This is a genomic window from Catelliglobosispora koreensis DSM 44566, assembly GCF_000379685.1.
GTDB classification, from domain to species: domain Bacteria; phylum Actinomycetota; class Actinomycetes; order Mycobacteriales; family Micromonosporaceae; genus Catelliglobosispora; species Catelliglobosispora koreensis.
The window spans coordinates 279,122-298,656 of the sequence record NZ_KB903291.1 but is presented as its reverse complement, the minus strand read 5'-3'; the positions used below and the strand labels follow the sequence as shown (position 1 = coordinate 298,656).

At 62.2% G+C, this 19,535-nt stretch carries 20 protein-coding genes; 5 read left to right on the top strand and 15 right to left on the bottom strand.

Annotation, left to right across the window (positions count from 1 at the left end; all coding sequences use genetic code 11):
* The first annotated feature begins 3 nt into the window (after positions 1-3).
* The gene (locus A3E1_RS0133645; RefSeq protein ID WP_020525228.1) at positions 4-267 is read left to right on the top strand and encodes a hypothetical protein; all 264 of its coding nucleotides are present in this window, start codon (positions 4-6) and stop codon (positions 265-267) included.
* Between the two features lie 270 nt (positions 268-537).
* Here the strand turns inward: A3E1_RS0133645 and A3E1_RS0133640 are convergent, their stop codons facing one another.
* Positions 538-969 carry an HIT family protein gene (locus A3E1_RS0133640; protein ID WP_020525227.1) on the bottom strand — a complete coding sequence of 144 codons (432 nt, stop codon included), beginning with the start codon at positions 967-969 and terminating at the stop codon, positions 538-540.
* A gap of 430 nt (positions 970-1,399) precedes the next feature.
* Between A3E1_RS0133640 and leuS the strand changes: the two genes are divergently transcribed.
* Positions 1,400-3,877 carry a leucine--tRNA ligase gene (gene leuS, locus A3E1_RS0133635; protein ID WP_020525226.1) on the top strand — a complete coding sequence of 826 codons (2,478 nt, stop codon included), beginning with the start codon at positions 1,400-1,402 and terminating at the stop codon, positions 3,875-3,877.
* A 57-nt stretch (positions 3,878-3,934) separates the two neighbouring features.
* Here the strand turns inward: leuS and A3E1_RS0133630 are convergent, their stop codons facing one another.
* Genes A3E1_RS0133630 through A3E1_RS0133580 form a run of 11 tightly spaced genes read right to left on the bottom strand, consistent with a single transcriptional unit; the run spans position 3,935 to position 15,032 of the window.
* The gene (locus A3E1_RS0133630; protein WP_020525225.1) at positions 3,935-4,777 is read right to left on the bottom strand and encodes an aldo/keto reductase; all 843 of its coding nucleotides are present in this window, start codon (positions 4,775-4,777) and stop codon (positions 3,935-3,937) included.
* Entirely contained in the window at positions 4,774-5,526 is a 753-nt protein-coding gene (locus A3E1_RS0133625) for a phytanoyl-CoA dioxygenase family protein (RefSeq protein ID WP_157631904.1), read from the bottom strand. The genes A3E1_RS0133630 and A3E1_RS0133625 overlap by 4 nt, the downstream gene beginning before the upstream one ends.
* 22 nt (positions 5,527-5,548) lie before the next feature.
* Complete coding sequence (locus A3E1_RS43490) at positions 5,549-6,589, bottom strand: GNAT family N-acetyltransferase (RefSeq protein ID WP_051105225.1); 1,041 nt, start codon at positions 6,587-6,589, stop codon at positions 5,549-5,551.
* 1 nt (position 6,590) lies between these two features.
* Positions 6,591-7,577 carry a DegT/DnrJ/EryC1/StrS family aminotransferase gene (locus tag A3E1_RS0133615; protein WP_020525222.1) on the bottom strand — a complete coding sequence of 329 codons (987 nt, stop codon included), beginning with the start codon at positions 7,575-7,577 and terminating at the stop codon, positions 6,591-6,593.
* Positions 7,574-8,386, bottom strand: coding sequence for an HAD family hydrolase (locus A3E1_RS0133610; protein ID WP_020525221.1), 813 nt, complete (start codon positions 8,384-8,386; stop codon positions 7,574-7,576). Before A3E1_RS0133610 ends, A3E1_RS0133615 begins: the two co-directional genes overlap by 4 nt.
* Complete coding sequence (locus A3E1_RS0133605; protein ID WP_020525220.1) at positions 8,383-9,522, bottom strand: glycosyltransferase; 1,140 nt, start codon at positions 9,520-9,522, stop codon at positions 8,383-8,385. The genes A3E1_RS0133610 and A3E1_RS0133605 overlap by 4 nt, the downstream gene beginning before the upstream one ends.
* Before the next feature lie 9 nt (positions 9,523-9,531).
* Positions 9,532-10,809, bottom strand: a complete 1,278-nt coding sequence (locus tag A3E1_RS0133600) for a nitroreductase family deazaflavin-dependent oxidoreductase (RefSeq protein WP_020525219.1) — start codon at positions 10,807-10,809, stop codon at positions 9,532-9,534.
* Positions 10,806-11,834, bottom strand: coding sequence for a hypothetical protein (locus A3E1_RS43485; RefSeq protein ID WP_020525218.1), 1,029 nt, complete (start codon positions 11,832-11,834; stop codon positions 10,806-10,808). The genes A3E1_RS0133600 and A3E1_RS43485 overlap by 4 nt, the downstream gene beginning before the upstream one ends.
* A complete protein-coding gene (locus tag A3E1_RS0133590) occupies positions 11,831-12,934 on the bottom strand; it encodes a DegT/DnrJ/EryC1/StrS family aminotransferase (protein WP_020525217.1) in 1,104 nt (367 codons plus the stop codon). Before A3E1_RS0133590 ends, A3E1_RS43485 begins: the two co-directional genes overlap by 4 nt.
* Entirely contained in the window at positions 12,931-13,884 is a 954-nt protein-coding gene (locus A3E1_RS0133585) for a hypothetical protein (protein WP_020525216.1), read from the bottom strand. The genes A3E1_RS0133590 and A3E1_RS0133585 overlap by 4 nt, the downstream gene beginning before the upstream one ends.
* Positions 13,881-15,032, bottom strand: a complete 1,152-nt coding sequence (locus tag A3E1_RS0133580) for a UDP-galactopyranose mutase (RefSeq protein ID WP_020525215.1) — start codon at positions 15,030-15,032, stop codon at positions 13,881-13,883. Before A3E1_RS0133580 ends, A3E1_RS0133585 begins: the two co-directional genes overlap by 4 nt.
* A gap of 196 nt (positions 15,033-15,228) precedes the next feature.
* Between A3E1_RS0133580 and A3E1_RS0133575 the strand changes: the two genes are divergently transcribed.
* On the top strand, positions 15,229-15,978 hold the full coding sequence (locus A3E1_RS0133575) for a helix-turn-helix domain-containing protein (RefSeq protein WP_020525214.1): 750 nt from the start codon (positions 15,229-15,231) through the stop codon (positions 15,976-15,978).
* Here A3E1_RS0133575 and A3E1_RS43480 read toward each other — a convergent pair.
* On the bottom strand, positions 15,975-16,667 hold the full coding sequence (locus A3E1_RS43480; RefSeq protein ID WP_020525213.1) for an HAD family hydrolase: 693 nt from the start codon (positions 16,665-16,667) through the stop codon (positions 15,975-15,977). The genes A3E1_RS0133575 and A3E1_RS43480 overlap by 4 nt on opposite strands.
* Positions 16,668-16,909: 242 nt before the next feature.
* Between A3E1_RS43480 and A3E1_RS46530 the strand changes: the two genes are divergently transcribed.
* Both A3E1_RS46530 and A3E1_RS0133555 read left to right on the top strand, forming a co-directional pair.
* Positions 16,910-17,380 (top strand): NUDIX hydrolase, encoded by a 471-nt coding sequence (locus tag A3E1_RS46530; RefSeq protein ID WP_040392555.1) that lies wholly within the window; start codon positions 16,910-16,912, stop codon positions 17,378-17,380.
* A 98-nt stretch (positions 17,381-17,478) separates the two neighbouring features.
* On the top strand, positions 17,479-18,018 hold the full coding sequence (locus A3E1_RS0133555) for an HD domain-containing protein (protein WP_040392666.1): 540 nt from the start codon (positions 17,479-17,481) through the stop codon (positions 18,016-18,018).
* A 25-nt stretch (positions 18,019-18,043) separates the two neighbouring features.
* On the opposite strand, the gene A3E1_RS46525 is transcribed toward A3E1_RS0133555, so the two are convergent.
* Together A3E1_RS46525 and A3E1_RS45385 are read right to left on the bottom strand one after the other, a co-directional pair.
* Positions 18,044-18,376, bottom strand: a complete 333-nt coding sequence (locus A3E1_RS46525) for a PPC domain-containing DNA-binding protein (protein ID WP_020525209.1) — start codon at positions 18,374-18,376, stop codon at positions 18,044-18,046.
* Between the two features lie 3 nt (positions 18,377-18,379).
* A complete protein-coding gene (locus A3E1_RS45385; protein WP_020525208.1) occupies positions 18,380-19,186 on the bottom strand; it encodes a helix-turn-helix domain-containing protein in 807 nt (268 codons plus the stop codon).
* Between the last annotated feature and the right edge of the window lie 349 nt (positions 19,187-19,535).

The window sequence follows — 19,535 nt, the reverse complement described above, 5'->3', positions numbered from 1 at the left end:
GAGATGACTGACACCAACATCGATACCGCGCCTCCTCGTCGTATCCCGATCCCGCGGCGCATCGACCTCGACGCCATGCAACGCCACGTCGACGCAGGTAAGGCCATCCTGCTCAGCCCTCAACCCCGGCACTGCATCTTCGTGCGCTACGGACCCTCCTGGTGGGTCCGCAGTCCCGACGGCTATGTCGAAATCTCAGGACCCGAAGAGATCCGCAAACTCGACACATGGCGACGACGCCTCACCGAAGGACCGCTCTGGGTCTGAACCAACATGCAAAACGGGATGTGTTCGAGCGGGAGCCGACGAGTCAGATACGAACACGGACTTGACTGAGATCGTTATGTTGCGTCGCAAGGGTAGTGACGGCGGCAGACGACTTTTGTGCAATTGCCAGGCTGGTTGACGAAGGCGGAATGCCGAATTCATCTTCGAGTTGTTCAACCGAGTTAGTGGAGAGTGACCAATAAAAGGAGCACCCTATTCTAATGGCACTTGGGTCGCTCCGTGTTAGGCCCGTGAGTAGTTACGAGATTCTCAATTGAACGCCGTTGCGTCGGTCTCAATTGGGATCGCGTGCCGGATTGATTCGGCGAACTGTATTGCCTCGTCCTGATCTTCGTAGCGGGTTCGAGGCCAGAAGAAGCCCCTAAGCCCGTCGCCCTTGCGCCGAGGAATCAGGTGTGTGTGCAAGTGCTGCACACTCTGGCTGACTCGATGGTTAATTGCTACGAAGACACCGTCCGTCCCAAGACCCTGTTCGATGGCTTGAATTAGAAGCTGAACTCGCTGGAAGTATGCCCCTGGATCGGCGATTTCAATGAGGGTGGGGGCGTGCGTAGTGGGGACGACCAGAACGTGTCCCTTGAAGACGGGTCGACGGTCGAGGAAAGCGACTGCGATATCGTCAGCATGAATAATGCTCGCGAGTTGCGGATTGATGACGATCTCGCAGAAGACGCAGCCCATGCCGGTGATGGTAAGGAATTGGGCGTCGTCCAAACTAGAGGGGTCAGGGAAGCCAGTCGGGTTTCAAGATCCACACGTGGTGGCAGAAAGGGCGGACTCATGGTGACCGCGGAGCGCTGCCCTACGCACCTGTGGTATCCATCGACAGCTTGCCAAGGCAGTCCATACCTCATTAGGTGGGGACATGAGCTCTTGGGTGAGCGCTGGGCGTGCATAGAACATGCCATGCATGCCATAAGGCAGGTGCCGGATCTAACGATCATCGAGTCTCCTGACCCGGTATTCGCCGACGAGCTGCGGGCAAGGGCGTTAACCCCGACATTGTGATCAAAAAGACCGACGTGCCCGGATCGTGGTAACGGGCTGGCCCTGTTGCCATACCCCTGTGCCAGACTGACCGGATACTTGCCGACCCGTGAGTGAGCCTTAGATGATCAACGATGAATCCCGCACGGAGACCTACGACCCGAACGCCATCATCGACAAATGGATGAAGGTGTGGGAGGAGCTGCATGTTAACGAGGCGCTCGGTCTAGTTGCCGGGCACGATGATCTTCCCCGTTCATATGTGGTCAGTATGTTTCCCTATCCTTCGGGTGACCTGCACATGGGTCACGCCGAGGTGTACTCGATCAGTGATGCGGTGGCCCGCTACATCCGGATGACCGGTGCAAACGTCCTGAACGCGATCGGCTGGGACAGTTTCGGCCTTCCAGCGGAGAACGCCGCGCTCAAGAGGAACCTTCACCCCAGGGAATGGACCTACGCAAACATCGAGACGCAGGCCGAGTCGTTCCGGCGGCTGGGTGTCTCGTTCGACTGGCGCACCCGGTTCCATACTTCCGACCCGGAGTACTACCGCTGGAACCAGTGGCTCTTCCTGCGCCTGTTCGAGGCGGGGCTCGCCTACCGCAAGGAAGCGGCGGTCAACTGGTGCCCGACCGACCAGACGGTTCTCGCCAACGAGCAGGTGGTGGCCGGTGCGTGCGAGCGCTGCGGAACGACGGTCATCCAGCGTCCGCTGACACAGTGGTTCTTCAAGACGACGGACTACGCACAGCGGCTGCTGGACGATATGAAGCAGCTTGAGGGCAAGTGGCCACACGAGGTCCTGGCCATGCAGCGCAACTGGATCGGCCGATCCGCCGGCGCGCACATCGATTTTGCCGTTGAGGGCCGAGGCGAACCGGTCAGGGTGTTCACGACGCGGCCGGACACGCTCTTCGGCGCGACGTTCTTTGTCGTGGCCGTCGACGCGCCTCTGGCAGATGAGCTGTGCGCCGATCCCCAGCGCGGCGCGTTCGAGGCTTACCGGCGGCAGGCAGCGACCGCAACCGAGATCGAGCGCCTTGCGACAGACCGGGCCAAGACCGGTGTAAATCTCGGCCGGTTCGCGATCAATCCGGTGAACGGTGTGCGGATTCCAATCTTCGCCGCGGACTACGTCCTGGCTGACTACGGCACGGGCGCGATCATGGCGGTGCCCGCCCACGATCAGCGCGATCTAGACTTCGCGAGAGCCTTGGGTGTTCCGGTCCAGGTAGTGATCAACACTGGAGAAGCAGACCCGGCCGAGACGTGGGTGGCTACGCACGGCGACGGCAGGCTGGTCAACTCTGGCGATTTCGACGGCATGACGACCGCAGAGGCATCCGCGGCCATCACTGCCCGCCTCGCGGAGCTGGGCGCCGGAACTGAGGCCGTGACCTACAGGCTGCGTGACTGGCTGCTGTCTCGCCAGCGTTTCTGGGGAACCCCGATCCCGATCGTGCACTGCGAAGATTGCGGCCTGGTCCCCGTTCCGGAGGCGGAGTTGCCGGTGCGTCTGCCGGAATCGGGTTACGAACTTAGGCCCGAAGGCGGGAAGTCTCCGTTGGAGAGCGCAACGGAGTGGGTGTCCGTGGCGTGCCCACGGTGCGGCGGGCCGGCTCGGCGCGACACCGACACGATGGACACCTTTGTCGATTCGTCGTGGTACTTCCTGCGCTACCCCAACCCCGACTATGTCGAGGGGCCGTTCGACCCGGCAGGTGTCGCCCGCTGGTGTCCGGTCGATGAATATATCGGCGGGCGCGAGCACGCCACGGGTCACCTGATGTATGCCCGGTTCATCACCAAGGCGCTGCATGATCTCGGGCTCGTGTCGTTTGTAGAGCCGTTCACGAAGCTGACCAACCAGGGTCAGGTCATCATGAACGGCAAGGCGATGAGTAAGAGCCTTGGCAACCTCGTGAACCTGCAAGAGCAGATCGGGCTCTACGGACCAGATGCTGTACGGGTAACGATGGTGTTCGCCGGTCCGCCGGAGGACGACATCGACTGGGCCGATGTGTCGCCCACCGGAGCGGTCAAATGGCTGGCCCGTGTCTGGCGCATCAGCGCGGAACTCGACGGCAAATCGTCCGGTGAACCGGACATCGAACTTCGCCGAGCAGTGCACCGAATGATCGCAGACGCCACAACGGCTATGGACGACCGCCGTCTCAATGTGGCGATCGCCAGGCTGATGGAACTGACGAATCTCCTGCGCAAGGCGGTGGACTCAGGTGCGGGTCCAGCCAATCCCGCGACCCGGGAAGGTGTTGAGGCTCTTGTGCGGATGCTGTCGTGCTTCGCTCCCTTTACTGCGGAGGAGAGCTGGCAGCGTCTGGGGCACGGACCTTCGGTCTCTTCTGCGGGATGGCCTCAAGCCGATCCAGGTCTGCTGGTGGAAGATTCGGTTGTCTGCATCCTGCAAGTCAATGGCAAGGTGCGTGACCGGATCGATGTGGCGCCTGGGATCAGCGACGATGAGCTCGAACAGGTCGCGATGAACTCCGGGAAACTGCGGGAACATATCGGAGACTCGCAGATCCTCAAGGTGATTGTCCGTGCGCCGAAGCTGGTAAACGTCGTGCTGGCTGGCTGACGGGAACTGTTGCCGCGCGGGCTGCCCTCTCTTGGCTTCGAGCCGCCAGGGCAGCCGCTACAAGGGTTGTAGCCGCTGAGGATCTGCACCGGCCGATTCGGTTCGGTCTAATGCCGACAATGCGGCGAGATCTTCGGCTTCAAGTGCGATGTCGAAGATCTCGCTGTTTTGTCTCAGGCGGCCGACGTTGGCCGATCGCACGATGGGCGACAGCCCCAGATCGATATGCCACCGCAGGATGACTTGCGCGGGGGTACACCCGACTCGATCAGCGATGGTCTGAACCTGCTGGTGTTCAATGAGTTTGCGGGCCCGGCCAAGTGGTGACCAGCACTGAATAGCGATGCCGCGGGACTGATTGTCGGCTCTCCAATCAGGACGCGCGATCCCCGGATGCAACTGAACCTGGTTCACCGCTGGGACAATTCCGGTCTCAGCTGCCAGCCTGCTGATGTGACTTGGAGCGAAGTTCGACACGCCGATCGCGCGCACCAAGCCGTCGTCGCGTAGCTTTACCAGCGCGCGCCACGCATCCACGTAAAGGCCCTGATCAGGGACGGGCCAGTGGATCAGGTAGAGATCGAGATACTGCAAACCCAGTCGGCTGAGAGTGGCGTGGAAGGCTCGGATTGCCAGGTCATAAGCGTGATGTCGACCGCGTAGCTTGGATATCACAAACAGATCTTCACGCGGCACGTCGGTGTGCCGGAGCGCGCGGCCTAGGCCCACCTCGTTGCCGTACACCTCGGCGGTGTCGAACATCCGGTAGCCGACGTCCATAGCTTGTGCCGCAACGGTTTGAACGTCATCATCGCTCATCGGCCAGGTGCCATGCCCGAGTCGCGGCATTGCGGTGCCGCTGTTCAGCACGGTTGTGGGTATGCCCTCGCCGCTGCTCATATGTCAAGGACGAACTTCGCCGCATTCCCCAGGCGGGCAACGGTTTCCGGTGTTGCCAACGCCCGCTGGCTGACCTGCTGCGGGTTGTGGCGCCGGGTGTAGAACGCCATGAGCGAGCGGCGTGAGCCATTCGTCGCGTTGAGCGTACCTCCGTGCCAGAGGTGCCCGTTGAAGACAGCGACAGTGCCAGCCGGGCCGGTCAGTAACTGCTGTTCGGGGTGCGGGGCCTCGGGATCGGCTAGCGCTGTTTCGGGTGCTGCTCCGGAGCGATGGCTGCCTGGAACGAACCGTGTGGCGCCGTTGTCGGCGGTGAAGTCGTCCAGTAGCCATATCGAGTTACATACTTGAAAATCACCGGGATTCGGCTGAGCCTCTGTCCAGTCGGCATGTAGCGCCTGGGCTCCGGTTCCTGGCAGCGGGTCTCTGCTGCACACCGACGATAGTTTGAAATCGGCCAGGATGTGCTGAGCTGCCGCGAGAACAGTGGGATGAGTAAAGCAGACATCGAAGATGGAGTCTTTGTTGAGGAGATTGGAGAGCCGGTCTGCGCCAGGTTCGCGGTTGACCTCGGTGCCTGCGCTGTCGCCTTCGAGCTCATGTAGTTCGGCCAGCCGCCGGCGCATCTTTTCGACGGTGGGCAGGTCCAGCAGGCCAGGCAGGATGACCAACCCGTCCGTGTCGAGAAGGTGGCGCTGGTAGGCTCGTAGCCCACCAATCGGCACTCCGAGTTCTTGTAGCGATGTTGTCATGTCCATTGAGGAAGGTCCTCTCCTATTCGGTAGTAAGCCGCTGATACCAGTGCTGGAAGCCGTGAAGTGGTGCCATGCCAAGAAGGTCATTGATTTTGATCATGTGATCGTTGGCGGCGGCGTTGAAGGTGTCGATGGCGATCACTGACGGGAGTGCTCCCTGAATGGCACGGATGTTGGCGGCTTTGACGAGAAACCCGAGCCGGTGGCCGCGATGGTCGGGATCGACGATGGTGATTTGCTGCCAAGCATGCGCGGGCTGGGAAGGGTCAGCCGTAATCTTGGTGTGGGCTACGAGCTGCCCGGATGACCGCTGTATGGCCCCGGCCTGAAATGAAAGCTGGCCGCGGGCCGCCAAGCAGGCCTCCGATTCCAGGAGCCAGCCCGTATCGAATGAGGACTCGTCTGTGGGGAGCGTTCCGGTGGGTGCGTCGTGGGCGAGGCGGGACTCCAGCCAAGCCACCCCTTGGGCATACGCGGTGGGCGTGGTCTCCCGCCATTCGGTGATCTCGTAGCCGTGAGCAGCCTGCCGCAGCGATGCCGCGATCCGGCCGAGGGTCAGTCCGTTGTTTCGCAACGGCAGGCTCAGCCGACGCATGACCTCCGGCAGATTAGCGACTTCAAGACCCGCCGCCTTGGCGAACGCGGGACCTGCTCCGCCGTCGAACGCTGGCAAATCTGGAAGCTCCCAGGACGTTCGCGCGGTAAGCGTTTCGCAGCCCAACACCTTTGCTCTGGTCCGCAGCATCGAGTAGAGGGTGGTGCCATGCCCGCGTCGCCGGTGTTCTGGTGATATCTGCAATTTGATGGCAGCGTTTCGGTGAGCTGATCCTTCTGCCACCGCCAGCTCTGCTCTGCCGACGGCTTGCCCTTGGCTGTCGACGGCGATGTAGAGCTCGGTGATGTGGCCGGGTGTTGGCACTCGAAGCCGGGCCTGGACCATCGGCTCGGTTGTCGGTGGCACGCCTGGGTTGTCTGCCGCGGTGACATCAGCGATCACCTCGGCGTATAACCGCGTTGTCGCGGAAGAGCTCAGCTCAACGGGGAGAATCTCGACGTCCATGTCACGCTCCATCGATATCGGCTGGAGTGGGGTGCCGCAGCCATTGGGCGATCCGTCGGTCCGCCCGTGGCCCGGCGGGCGGCTGCATGATGACGAGGCGGTCACTAATGTCCTGGAAGTCCGACCCAGGTGGGGCCGCTAGGCTGTGCGCCCGGCCAAGCGGGGTAAGAGGTAACGGCCTGCTACGTAGGGTGCGGGCGATCAAGCCAAAGCGATGTGCTGTGGCTGCGAGATGGGCTGCCGTCTGCGGTGTATCGACCACGATGGGAAAGGGGTACCAGCAGTGGTCGGCTGAGATGCCGCCGAGCATGCCGCCGCCCGCGTCCTGAAGTCGTAGCTCGATATGGGCCGCAAGTTGGCGCCGGTCGGCTAACAGTCGTGTAGCGAGCCTGTTGGCGGCAAGCAGTTGTTCTAGCGATGGCGGAAGGCACGCGTAAGGCACGAAGGTGGTGGCCCGTTCGAATAGTGGTTGGCCCGCGAGACCTGTGGCGACCAGGGCGTGGTCTGTGCCGCTGCCCAGATAGCCGCCACCTCCCATAGACAACGGTTTCTCGTCACTGAAGCTGAGCACGAGCAGATGGTCCGCAGCTTGGAAGGGCCTGGCCGGGTCCCAATAGGACGCGGCGTCCTCAATGAACGCGACGCTGCTGGGTAGCGCTGATTTCAAACGGATGGCGTCGAGCCGCCGGCCCCACTGGTGAATGGCGATCACAGCACGTGTGCGGTCCGTGAGCTGCGCAGCGATGCCCGCTGCGGTGACAAGGCAATCAGCGCCTACAGCTGCGAGCCGCGGCTGGGCCCCGGTTCTCAGTACGGCCGAGAGGACCGCTGTACAGCACTCCTCGGGAATGATGACTTCCTGACCTGGCCCAGCCCCAGAAACGATCATGGCCAGTTCGAGAGCAGCGGTCCCGTTGGACGTGAACAGTCCGTAAGCCCGATGGGTGTAACCCTGGAGCCACTCCAGCGAGGATGTTCGCTGGCTCATCGCTGTTCCAAGCGGGCAATGGCGTGTGCAACGTTAGTGGCGCTTGCGACGGCGACGACCGTCGGCGGAAGGTTAGCCGCGGGCGGCGGTGACGGTGTGATCCAGACCGCTGGAACTCCTGCGTTCTGGGCCAGCTGGATGTCGCGTTCAAGACTGTCGCCAACGATGACAACTTCATCCATGCGGCGATTCCCCATAGCCTCAAGGCACATTGCCACGAGAGCCGGATCTGGCTTACCCGCGCCAGCAGCAGTCGACGCCACCACGGCCTTCAGCAGCCGGCCGAGACCGGCACGGTGGATCTTCTCCTCCTGGCCATCGGCAGGACCGTTCGTCACCACCCCAATGGCGCGATCGCCGAGTGCTGGCAGCATCTGTGCCACGCCTCGCGCGAGACGCACGCGCCCCTTGTGCCGCCCCCATGAGAACGCGCGAGCGGTTTCGTCCAGCACGTGCCTCGGCGCAGTGATATCTAAGCGGCTAAAGACGTTGCGCCAAGCGGCAAGTCGGTAGTCAGGCAGCCAGTCTCTGAGCTGATCAAGTTCACGGTGCGGCCCTCGAAATTCCTCGCTCAGGCCGTCCCATGCGGAGAGCCCGTACCGCTCGGTGATCGGCCCGAGCCAGTCGGGCTGCCACCAGATCTCCCTTACCGCGACGGGAGCGAGGTCGATGAACTGGTCTGTGTCAATAGATGGGAAGCAGTCGGCCGCATAGTGGGCGGCGGCGCGGTATCCGGCCCTGACATTTGGTGACTCGTCGATGAGTGTTTCATCGAGATCACATAGGACCACGGTTAGCGACCTGCTCATGGCCGGGCCTCGTTCATCCACGTCCACAGGGCGCCTGCAGTGGTCTCGTAGGCGAACGCCTCCGCCGTGGTGACAGTTGCGCGGCGCATCGCCTGCCGATCTGCGGGCTCCGCGAGGGTTAGGATGGTCTTTCGCCAGTCTGGCAGGGCGTTGGTGGCGGCCGTGGCACCAAACGCATGCTGCTCAATGAGGTCACCCAACGCACCGCGCCGGGGAGCCAGTATAGGCAACTGATAGATCAGTGTTTCCCGTAGCCGCATGGGCGGGCAGAGATCCCATAGAGCGTGCGGCTGGTAGGTGCAGATGGCCGCGGTCGCAACGCTAAGTTCCCCAATCCGCTCAAGCAGGCCAAGGCCCGTTTCAGCAAAGTGGATGGCAGTGCTGTCTGCTGCGGCCTGGCGTGCTTGCCGCAGGGACTGGGTCTCCGTTCCCCGTTGGGGATACAGAAAGCGCAGACTGACCTGCAGACCTTCGTCGCGAAGCGCGCGCACGGCCTTGACCGCCGTTGTCGGGTCGTAGTGGTTCCAGGTGCCGCCGTTCCAGACCAGGGTGATCCCATCGCCTTCAGACGCCGGCGAGACAGCTTCCATCCGGGCCTCGTTGCGGCGCGAGAATCCGACGGGCAACTCGAAGAAATGCGTATCGAGGTCGGGCGACATGCGGTGCAGAGGTGACCAGAACGCGGTGGACAGCATCCCGGTGACCACATGCCGTTCGCGTTCTGACGCCACAACGTATTTACTGGCGTACTTGAGTTGCTGGAGGTAGATGCCCAGCTTCTCCTGGTAGGCATGAGACGGCTTCGGTGAGGTCCGAACAGCTTCGTAGGTAAGGAATTCCAGCGGCCAGATGATGGCGTCGAACACGCATATTGCTCCGCCTGACCGTGCCGCTGCGATGCCCTTGACAGGGGTGGCAAATCCGTACCAGTAAACGTCGCCTTCTCCGGGCGTCACCTCGCTAGGCTGGGCGTGTTTCAGCTGCGGCCACACGGTGGTGATGTCGCGGTGGCGGTGTTCTGGCGCGACCACGGTAACGGGACAGTAGTCCGCTAGGGCCGCAGCGGTTTCCAGCGCCCGGAGCCCGACGCCATTCACTCCGTCCGCGAACGACACACCAAAGTCAATGTAGAGCATTCGCTGTTCCTACTTCGGTTCGGAGATCGGAAGCTGAACGGTGGTGTCGAAGTCGAGGCGTACCACGGGAATCGGCCGCCCAGCGGACTCCGCGGCGTACCGGACGAACGCGGGACTGGTGGAGGCCCGCTGGGCGTAGACCTCCGACGCCTCCGCTGTGTCCAAAAAGACTGCGGTAGCGGTCAGGGCGTGAGGTCCAATCTCGACAGTCGCTCGTGGATGAGTGCGAAGGTTGACGATCCAATGTGGGTCCCGGCGCTGCCCGCCATTCGATCCGAAGACAACAATGGTGTCGCCGTGGGGCATGAACTCCAGAACGCACTCACGTGGCCGGCCGGTCTTGGCTCCTGTGGTGGTGAGGACCAGCAGCGGTGACCAGAACGCGGCCCCTGCGCGGTCGCGGGCGTCGCGCCACTCGCTGACCCTGCTCTGTTTGTGCTCCAGCAGGTGGGCGCGGTCCGTGGCTGTCATCCCGGATTGGAGGACGCTCGGCAGGCGTTTGGTTACCAGAGCCGCCGTGGGAACTTCTACCTGGACGGCATTGGCCAGACGCAGCAGCGTGTCCAGTTCGCGTTTGGTGCGCTCGACCATAGGCGTCTGTCCGGCACCGGAACCGAGTGCTAGACGGTCGGTGTTGCCCCAGTGGTCTGATACCCAGCTGGACCCGGTGCTTGTCCTGATGGAGCTCACCATCGTGTGTGGATCGACGCCGTTGGCCTGCGCGATCCTTGCCGCCTCCAGCAGGATCATCCGGTTGCCGTGCAGGGCAAGGTTGTTGCATAGCTTGACGACCATGCCGCTGCCTACCGGGCCGGCGTGAGTCACGTTGTCGCTGTAGAGATCGAGGACGGGTCTGGCTCGCTCGATCGTGTCGGCATCTCCACCGATGAAGAGCGTGAGACTGCCTTCGCTCATCCGTCCTGCTCCGCGGCTCATGCCGGCGTCGATGAGTGCGGCGCCAGACTGTTTGATCAGTTCCCCGGCATGGGATATCGCCGCAGGGCTGACGGTGGCGTGGACTACGACGATGGATTGCGCGGGCAGGTAAGGCGCAATGGATTCACAGACCTCGTGCAGCTGCGATTCGGTGGCGACAATGAGCAGCAGGACTTCGGAATGCTCGGCAACCTCGGCGCTTGTGCTGGCCCAAAATGGCGCGGGCCACGCATCTGCCAATGCAGTGTTGGTGTCATACACCAAAAGCGGGACGCTAAGGGAATGCAGGCGCTTGGCGATCGTGCCGCCCATTTCGCCCAGGCCGATAACGCCAACACGTTGATCCCTCATAGTGTGCCTTCCTGGCTGAGCAGTGAGCGATAGCTCGCGAAGAAATTGGTGAGCGTTGGCGAGTGATCCGCCGTGGTAAGGCTGCGATGGGTGGACCACACGGCGTGCCAATAGGTTTGGACGGTCTGATTGGCACGATGGACGGCGGCCGCGCTGGTTGCCGGATCAGCGCAGGCGAGAATGACGTTGTCTGCTGCGGCGGTGGCCATCCGGGTCGTGCCACCTAGTGACGGCGCGGGGACGTGCGCAAGGTGATCAATGCTGTCGCCGCTGGCGCCGGCGAGCTGGCGTGCCTGGGCGATTGCTTTGACCTGATGCAGGTTCTCGGCCGCTATCACCCGCCTGATCGTCTGCTGCCCGAGCAGTTGTCTGATGACGTCGGGCAGATAAGTGGCGATGGTAGAGCGGTACTGCGTAAGGCGTGCCTCGCTGGGGCTCACGGCCTTGCCCGACGGTCGCAGTGCATACAGCGAACCTATGGCCGAGGCTGGCAGCGCTTCGGCAAGCTGAGATCCGCGCTCGTCAAGTAGCGCACGCACATGGGAGGTGTCGGTGCGCAGAATGTGGATGTGCTGGCCCGTATCGAACTGGGCAGCAAGTCCGCGCACCACCAGCTCGATGCGGTCACCGAACTGGCTCCAGGAGGCATGCTGGCCTGGCTCGGCGGTGATCATTTCTTCGCCGATGGGAAGATAGATCAGGCACGGCAAGCGTGCCCATGCTGCGAACGCCAAAGCGAGCATCGTGTCGGTCAGGTAGTCCACGCGCAGCTGGGCAAGGTCTGCGTTGCTGTATCCGAGACAACCGCCGCCCACGACGATCGACCCGGGTTCGGCTACGCGGTGAAAGCCGTTGTTTGCCAGCGGAGTCAGTCCGTTGACGGCACCGGGATATTGCTGAAGATCGGTAACAGATGCGGCGGGGGTGAGCCCCGTTAGCGTGGCTAGGCGGCGGAAGTCGAAGCGGTACAACGTGCGGATCAGCTTGGCGCTGTCGAATGCGGGGACCAGCGACGCGGTGATCATGGCGTCTCGCAGAAGGCCGTGATGTGCTCCGAGATGGTGTCGACCTCAACGTCGGTGAGTTCCGGCCAGATAGGAATGGACAGCGCGGTGTCAGCAGCCGCTTTCGCGTTGGTCAGGTCTCGGCTTCGCGACCGGCTGGCGACTGGTGTGTGTTCGCCGAGCAAGTGGGGGTAGCAGACCATTGAGCCGATGCCATGCTGTTTCAGGTATTCGCGCAGCTCGTCGCGCCGGGAATGGCGGATGGTGAGCTTGTGATAGACGTGGCCTGACTCGGACGGTGATGGCAGCTGGAGCAGTGCACAGCTGCCGAGATTCTTCCGGTATCGATCCGCGATGTCCCGGCGCCGCGAGATCCACCCGTCGAGGTGTGGCAGTTTGGCCGACAGGACACGTGCCTCGAAGGGATTGAGCTTGGAGTTGATGCCGAACTCTGGATGCCAGAATCCGCCGGCCGACCCGTAGGCCCGTAGCGCACGAAGCGTCTCCACCTGGTGCTCGTCGTTGGTGACGATGGCGCCACCGTTGGAGGTGCAGGATAGGTGTTTGGACCAGTTGAAACTAAATGCGGCGGAGTCGCCGAAGGTCCCTGCAGTGTAGTCGCCGTGGCGCGCACCCACGGCCTGCGCGCAGTCTTCGATGAGTGCGAGCTCGTGGTCGATCGCGATCTGGGACAGCTCGCGAATGGACGCCGGTTCCCCGAACATGTGCACGGGCAGGATCGCTGAGGTCTGCTCTGTGATCGCCGCGAGTACGGCCTCTGGACTGATGAGATAGCTGTCCGGTTCTGCATCAACGAATACGGGTGTCAGTCCGGCTCGCAGGATCGCTGCCGCGGTGGCGTAGAAGCCGAATCCGCAAGTGATGACTTCGCTGTGCGGAGGAAGCTTCAGAGCCGTCAGCGCGATGGTCAAGGCGTCTGTTCCGCTGCCAACACCTACCGCGAAGCGGGCTCCGCAGTAGGAGGCGAGTTCACGTTCAAACTGCTCGATGCTGCGCCCGAAGGACGCGTCGTCACAGTAGTCATGCTGGCTGAGCGCGGCCGAAAGCGATGCGGCAATGTTGTTGTTCTGCCTGCTGTTTGAGTGGAATGGGATAGTCATCGGGCTGCTCCTGCCTGGAGCATGAGACGCTCCGCTGTGACGCGCATGACGATTTGCTGGCGCAGTGCGCCGTTGTAGCGGATGTCGACCAGAAGTTTGTGGCGATCTCGCAAGGCATGCTCAGCTGCGACAAGGAACTCGCGCCACGGCTTTTCAATGTCGCTGCCAAGAAGGTCGATGAGTCCTCGCCATGCGTGCTCGTAGGCAGTGACCGAATCCGCCCATTCCTTCATGGTCCGCCGTGGTGTGTGTCCACATGGGAGGGTGCTGGTGGCGGCGACCCGTCTGCCCGAGGCGATCGATGTGGCAGACAGCGTCGGGCCGATCAGAGTGTTGAGCCGCAAGGCATCCTGGACGGCGTTGGCAAACGGCTGCCAGCGCGCGAGGGTACCGCCGGCCCCGCCCTGAAGGTACGGCTTGGTGACAGGCTGGCCTGTAGCGAGTTCCAGGGCGGCTATGAACGTCGCGGAGGAAAGTGTCTCCCAGATCTGGCATTGCTCGTGGATAACAAGACCGCTGATGGCGTCGAGTTCGGGCTGGCTATCCAGCTCAGCGCCGAGAACCTGCCAGTGCTGGGGCGAACGTAGCTGAGCGTCAGCGTCGAGGAAACCAACCCGGTCCGTGCGAAGCCCGAGCGAAACTGCAAGCGTCATTCCCGACTGGACGGCACGCACATAGCCGATGGTGTCGTTGTTGGACACCAGTACCACCCGGTCGAGGCGGCTATGGAGCTTGGGAATGAGGTCGGCTGCGCGCCGATCGGCGTTCTCGCCGTTGACGACAACGATGTGCATCAAGGATGTCCCGGTGCCCTGGGCCGCGTCATCGCTGCGCGCGACGGAGTCAGCTGGGTCATGGTTAGGGCCGACCGGAACAATGACCGCGAGCTGCGACACCGAACTGGCCGCGGGGACGTGCCAGACACGCTGGAAATCAAGAGATTTGGTCATGGCTGGCACTCCGTAACGCTTCTGGCAGCGTCCAGCCCCTGGCGAATTGCCACGTCCATGTTGATGTAGCTGTAGGTCGCCAGGCGTCCTGCGGGGATAAGGCGGTTACGGGTGAAGGCAGCCAGGCGCTGGAGGAATTGACGTTGCGCCGCCTTGTTGGCGTCGGCGGCGTCGAGCACTGGGTAGTGCTTGGCGTCCGCTCCGGGGAACTCGCGCATGACGATGGTTCCTGGGACGGTGTGCAGTTCGTCAAGCGCCCATTTGGTTTCGATGGTTCGTGTCCAAGGGACGTCGGCGGACGGTTCGTTGACCACCATCGCCGGTTGCGCGAGGGTGACATCCGGGATGCGGGTGCATTCGAGCCGCACTCCCCGCCAGGGAAGGGCGCCCGGCTCTGCGAAGAAGTCGTCCAGGGCAGAGGTGACGATCACGGGCTCACCCGGCTGGGCAATGGAGGGGATGTCATCGACGGTGACTTGCGAGCCGAGGTGGACATGTGCCTCAGCGAGCAGCTCCTCAACCAGTGCGGCGTAGCCCTTGCGCGGCCAGCCTTGGTAAGGGTCTCTGAACAGATCCAGGTAGCCGTCGTCGCGGATCTCGACTCGTCCCTTCGCGACAGACGCCGATAGCGACGATGGATCACACGCCCATTGCTTGCGGGTGTAGTCCCTGACGCACTCGTCGTAGACCGTCTGTCCGAGGAGCGAGACGCAGTAGGTCTCGAAGTTCGTCTCGTCCGGCTGCGGCGGCCGGGCCTGGAGCTGGCGTGAGATCTCCTCCGCGTCAGCGAGGGTCATCAGCTCCGCGATCTGTACTGGCCAGGCAATGAGGCGGTGGCGCATGCGGATCGCCACCCGGTGGCGGTAGGGGGCAAAATCGGCCAATTTGTTGACCAGGCGCCACACCTGCTCGTCGCCGGTGTGGAAGATGTGAGCTCCGTGCGGTTCGTAGGGAATGTTGCCCACCCACTCGGTCCGCACGTGACCGCCCACCACATCGGAACGCTCGTACACCCGCACGGTGTAGCCGCACTCCGCCAGCTGCCAAGCAGCAGCAGCGCCGGCCAGCCCGGCACCAATCACGACCGCTGTACGGTCGCCCGTCACACTCTTGCCGGACTCTCTGCGATCTTGAAGAATCGCCGCCATCTGTATGTCCCTCCCCGCCAGTCAGTTATGGCGTCCGTCAGGCGAGATTCCGGTGTGGAGTTCGCCGTCGATCAATCTGTGCAGGAGGAAGCACACCATCGGTAGCGGGACGTCAACACCGCGTTGCTGGGACGGATAGCGGGACTTATATGGATTGCTGTAACGTCCCGAAGCGTCCTAACGGGAGGGGCGGCGAATGGCGAACGAGCGGCTACGTGAGGCGCTCATGAAGGCGAATCTCAGCGAGACGGATCTGGGTGACCTGGTTGGTGTCGATCCGAAGACCGTGCAGCGCTGGATCACCAAAGACCGGTTGCCGCACCGGCGGATCGCTGCGCAGGCCGCCTTGCGGCTGCAAGTGGAGCTCACCTGGTTGTGGCCGCAGTTTCAGCCGGCCAGGAGCCAGGACGTGGCAGAGGTCCAAGCGTTCTATCCGCATCGGGCGGCGGTACCCAAGCGGCACTGGCTAGAGCTGCTCCGCGGGGCGAACGACCACATCGGCCTGCTTGCCTACGCAAGCCTCTTCCTGCCCGAAGAGAATCCCGAGGCAATCGAGATCCTTAAGGCGAAGGCCGCCGGAGGAACGCGGGTGCAGATCCTGCTGGGTGACCCAGATAGCCCGGAGGTCGAGCTGCGCGGCAGGGAAGAACAACTGTTCGATGCGATCCCGGCGCGGGTGAGAATGGCCCTGGCCTACTATCAGCCGCTGGTGGATTGGCCGGGGATCGAGTTCCATCTACATCGGACCACTCTTTACAACAGCATCTTCGTGTTTGACGATCAGATGCTGGTCAACCAGCATATATACGGTGCGTACGGCTATATCGCACCCATTCTGCACCTACGGCGCGTAGATGGCGCCGACCTTTTCGACACCTACGCCAGGAGCTTTCGGCGCGTGTGGGATGAGTCCTATCCCTATCAGTCGTACCAGGCCACGGACTAACTGACCTGAAGCACCGCATCCAGCAGTGCGACCGTATTGGTGAGATCGCGAAACACGATCTGGGCGCCTTCGCGTGTCAGGTCCTCGGCGCTGTCGACACCGGTCGTCACTGCGATGACGCGTGCGCCGCCCTCGACCCCGGCACGTACGTCCCGCAGGGTGTCTCCGATCAAGACAGTGTTCACCGGCCCAAACTCTGCGCCGTAACTGGCCGAGGCACGTTCCTGAGCGATCTTCACAAGGCTAGGGCGGTGATTGGCGTCCGAGCCAAACGCACCCACCTCCCAGTCGAGACCTTCGTGCAGGTCGAAGGTGGAGAGCTTGATGTACGCGTTGTCGCGGATATTGCCACTAAGAACTGACTGAACTATGTCACTGCGCTGCATCAAGGCGTCGATCGCCTCGCGGCCCCCTGGCTGGGCATAGCCCCGCTTACGCAGGACGTCGGCCTTGGCCCGCATGGCGGCGGCGAGAGCGGAGTGAAGCTGCGCGACGTGCTCTGAGGTCTGCTCAAGACCGTGCTGCTCGATTAGGTCGCGCATGATCTCTGGGTCGGTGCGGCCATCGGTCCTAGCCTTAACCCGCGCCGGCTGACCTGAAAGAATCTCGAATGCGGCAGCGTACATCTCTTTGCTGACCCCGCCATTGTTGATCAAGGTGCCGTCGACATCCCAGAGAACCAGAATCACGCGACAACGATAGCCTGCTATAGGTAAAGCGTGCCCCGGCGAGGGGCACGTCTCGTGGCTCATGCTGAGGTGGCAGATGATCTACGGTTCCAATGTGCCCCATCGAGGGAGCTTCGGTAGCTACCTGGCAGCCAGTTTGTTGGTCATCACCTCATAAGCTTTGATCGCGTCTGGGCGAACAGCACCACGTTCACCAGCACCGACGATGTCACCAGCCAGTTCAAAGAATAGGGGCGGGACCATTGGCACGCAGAGACTTCTTCAATGATCCAGACGCACCGGCCGCAAACAGCGTCGTCCCATCAGTTGTTGGGTTCGTTCAGGACGAACGCGGGCGCATTCTGCTCATCCACCGGACTGACAACGATCTCTGGGCGCTCCCTGGCGGCGGTCACGATGCTGGTGAATCGATAGCGCAGACAGTCGTACGAGAGGTAAGCGAAGAGACCGGGATAGACGTGGTCGTCACCGAGATCATCGGAATCTACACGAATCCCAATCACGTCATGGCATACGACGACGGCGAGGTTCGCCAGCAGTTCTCCATCTGCTTTAGGGCGCATCCAACAGGTGGCGCCGTAAGGCCGTCCAGCGAGTCCAGCGAGGTTATATGGCTTGAACCGGACAAGCTGGACGACCTTAACATACATCCGTCTATGCGCCTGAGAATCGATCATGGTCTGAGCAACCTCGATAAGCCGTACATCGGCTAGAGGCACATGATGGGACGTTTTAGGGGACCTCGGACGTCTCCAAACGTCCCATAGAGGTCCGTAGCCAGTGGCTCGGAACCGTGACTAGCGTCGAAGCCGTGAAGGATCTAGTGGAGTCGGCCGCCAGGCTTGCGAAGTTGCACCTGGACACGTCGGAGTTGAGCCGGCGCTGGCTGCATGTGCAAGGTGTCGCGCGACGAGCAAACGAGCTGAGCGGGACAGTTGATGAACCAGACCGACCTGTTCTGGTCGCTGCGGCTTGGCTTCATGACATTGGCTATGCGCCGGATCTCATCAAGACGGGGATGCATTCCATAGATGGAGCGCTGTACTTAAAGGATCTCGACTATCCAGAACGGATAGTCGCCCTTGTCGCCCATCACACGGGTGCCCGCTACGAAGCGGCAGAGCGCGGTCTAATCAAGGAATTGGATCGGTTTCCGAGGGAAGAGAGCGCAGTTGCCGACGCTTTAGCCGCTGCTGATCTAACCACGAGCCCCGACGGAATGCCCATCACAGTGCAGGACCGCATCGACGAGATTCTCAACCGCTATCCCGAACATAGTTCTGTTTATCGAGCGATCAGTCGTGCGCGGCCAGCTCTTGTTGAACAAACCGTACGCGTTGTGAATCAGTAACGTGTCATTGATGAGGGAACTGCTATTAAAGCGAGACGCAGTAGGCGCGGACAAAGAATGTCTTGACGTGCGCTGAGTGGAGGTGCCCGGAGATTGTCTGGTTTCCTTCCGAGCCAAGGACCACGTGGATGTGGACGTTGCCGTCGCGGATTTCCCCGGTGCCGGAAAGTTCAAGGGGCTGTTTGTATTCGGTGATGGTGTCTTTAAGCGGATCGTCAAGCGCCATCGTGGATACGGCGCATCCCTCGACAGCGCCGATGAGAGACACGATCGCGGCGTCCGTGACCCCGCGTTGCTTGGCTTCGGCTGCGACGGTTTCAAGGACTTCCGCACCCGATGGAACTTCTATCACGAACACGTTTCATGCTCCTTTGTGGATGACGGGGTTGACCCCGGCGAGGGTGAAACCTATGTGGCGCAACAGTTCGCGTGATGGTTCACGCGAGAGCGCTCGGTGCAAGGTGACGTCAGCGATACCCGGATAGTGCGGTTTCGCCTGTCCGACAAGGTAAATGGCACACCATCGGGCACCTGCGTCATAGACGTTGGCCACTTCGGCGGCCACGGCGCCAATCTGATCCTCGTCGAATGCCGCAGTTCTGGCGAGTTGTCCGGCGTCGTCCCAAGGGGCGCTGAGCACCCGGGAGACGACAGCCGTCAAATAGAGCTGCCGTGCCTCGGCGTCGGCACGTAGATGCGCGGCGACGGCATTTGCCGCGTCTTGTAGCCCGCTTTTGGCCAGGATGCCGGCGGCGTTGACACGCAGAGTCGGGTTCCCGGAGCGCATCCATTTCGCCAGGGAGGCAACACATGGGGTCTGGCGCGAAACGACAATCCCGATCGCCTTGTCGGTGGCGTGGCTCGTTTGAGCCGTGGCAAGCAACCGGGAACGCTCGGCGGTAATGCCGCGGACGATGTCAGCGGCGATGTCGCCGTCTGCCATCGTGCCGGCCACGACACCGGCCAATCCCGAGAAAAGATCGCGTCGGTGCACGTCATCCCCTAATGCTCGCTCGTAGGCGCGCAGCACATCCGGTGTGGGCTGCTTGGTTCCTGTCTCGATGTTGCCCAGATAGGACCGGCTGTAGCCGGTGCGCCGAGCCAGTCCGGATAGGGATAGTCCGGCTGCCTCACGTGCCGCCCGCAGTGAACCACCCATCTCGCTCATGGCGCTAGTGGACCTTCCCGGTCGGGGGCAAGTGGGAGCACGTAGGAGACAGCTGCCTCCTATTGTGATCGTCGCCGATCGATGACTCTTAGTCCAGTGGAATAGGCCCGTGAGTGTCCGCCACAGGTCACTCACCAAGGAAACGGGGGCGGGCCGCTGCCGTAACGGGGCGCGGCCCGTCACCTACACCGAACCAAGAAGGGGGTGAAAAGGGATGCAGGTCTACGTGCGCGACTACGACTACACGACGCCGCTTCGGTAGCGAGCGACAATGCAATACCCGGGACGCAAGGATTTTATGAAGAAGCTACGCGTCGCGCCGCTATGGATAGGAGCACTGGGTGTTGGG

Bases quoted from the DNA above. Each gene is read 5' to 3' on its own strand.
- A3E1_RS0133575 (WP_020525214.1), top strand. From the start codon at position 15,229: ATGGCGAACGAGCGGCTACGTGAGGCGCTCATGAAGGCGAATCTCAGC.
- A3E1_RS0133630 (WP_020525225.1), bottom strand. From the start codon at position 4,777: ATGAGCAGCGGCGAGGGCATACCCACAACCGTGCTGAACAGCGGCACC.
- A3E1_RS43490 (WP_051105225.1), bottom strand. From the start codon at position 6,589: ATGGACGTCGAGATTCTCCCCGTTGAGCTGAGCTCTTCCGCGACAACG.
- A3E1_RS0133580 (WP_020525215.1), bottom strand. From the start codon at position 15,032: ATGGCGGCGATTCTTCAAGATCGCAGAGAGTCCGGCAAGAGTGTGACG.
- A3E1_RS0133640 (WP_020525227.1), bottom strand. From the start codon at position 969: ATGGGCTGCGTCTTCTGCGAGATCGTCATCAATCCGCAACTCGCGAGC.
- A3E1_RS0133585 (WP_020525216.1), bottom strand. From the start codon at position 13,884: ATGACCAAATCTCTTGATTTCCAGCGTGTCTGGCACGTCCCCGCGGCC.
- A3E1_RS0133600 (WP_020525219.1), bottom strand. From the start codon at position 10,809: ATGAGGGATCAACGTGTTGGCGTTATCGGCCTGGGCGAAATGGGCGGC.
- A3E1_RS0133605 (WP_020525220.1), bottom strand. From the start codon at position 9,522: ATGCTCTACATTGACTTTGGTGTGTCGTTCGCGGACGGAGTGAATGGC.
- A3E1_RS0133645 (WP_020525228.1), top strand. From the start codon at position 4: ATGACTGACACCAACATCGATACCGCGCCTCCTCGTCGTATCCCGATC.
- A3E1_RS43485 (WP_020525218.1), bottom strand. From the start codon at position 11,834: ATGATCACCGCGTCGCTGGTCCCCGCATTCGACAGCGCCAAGCTGATC.
- A3E1_RS0133610 (WP_020525221.1), bottom strand. From the start codon at position 8,386: ATGAGCAGGTCGCTAACCGTGGTCCTATGTGATCTCGATGAAACACTC.
- A3E1_RS45385 (WP_020525208.1), bottom strand. From the start codon at position 19,186: ATGAGCGAGATGGGTGGTTCACTGCGGGCGGCACGTGAGGCAGCCGGA.
- leuS (WP_020525226.1), top strand. From the start codon at position 1,400: ATGATCAACGATGAATCCCGCACGGAGACCTACGACCCGAACGCCATC.
- A3E1_RS0133590 (WP_020525217.1), bottom strand. From the start codon at position 12,934: ATGACTATCCCATTCCACTCAAACAGCAGGCAGAACAACAACATTGCC.
- A3E1_RS0133615 (WP_020525222.1), bottom strand. From the start codon at position 7,577: ATGAGCCAGCGAACATCCTCGCTGGAGTGGCTCCAGGGTTACACCCAT.
- A3E1_RS0133625 (WP_157631904.1), bottom strand. From the start codon at position 5,526: ATGACAACATCGCTACAAGAACTCGGAGTGCCGATTGGTGGGCTACGA.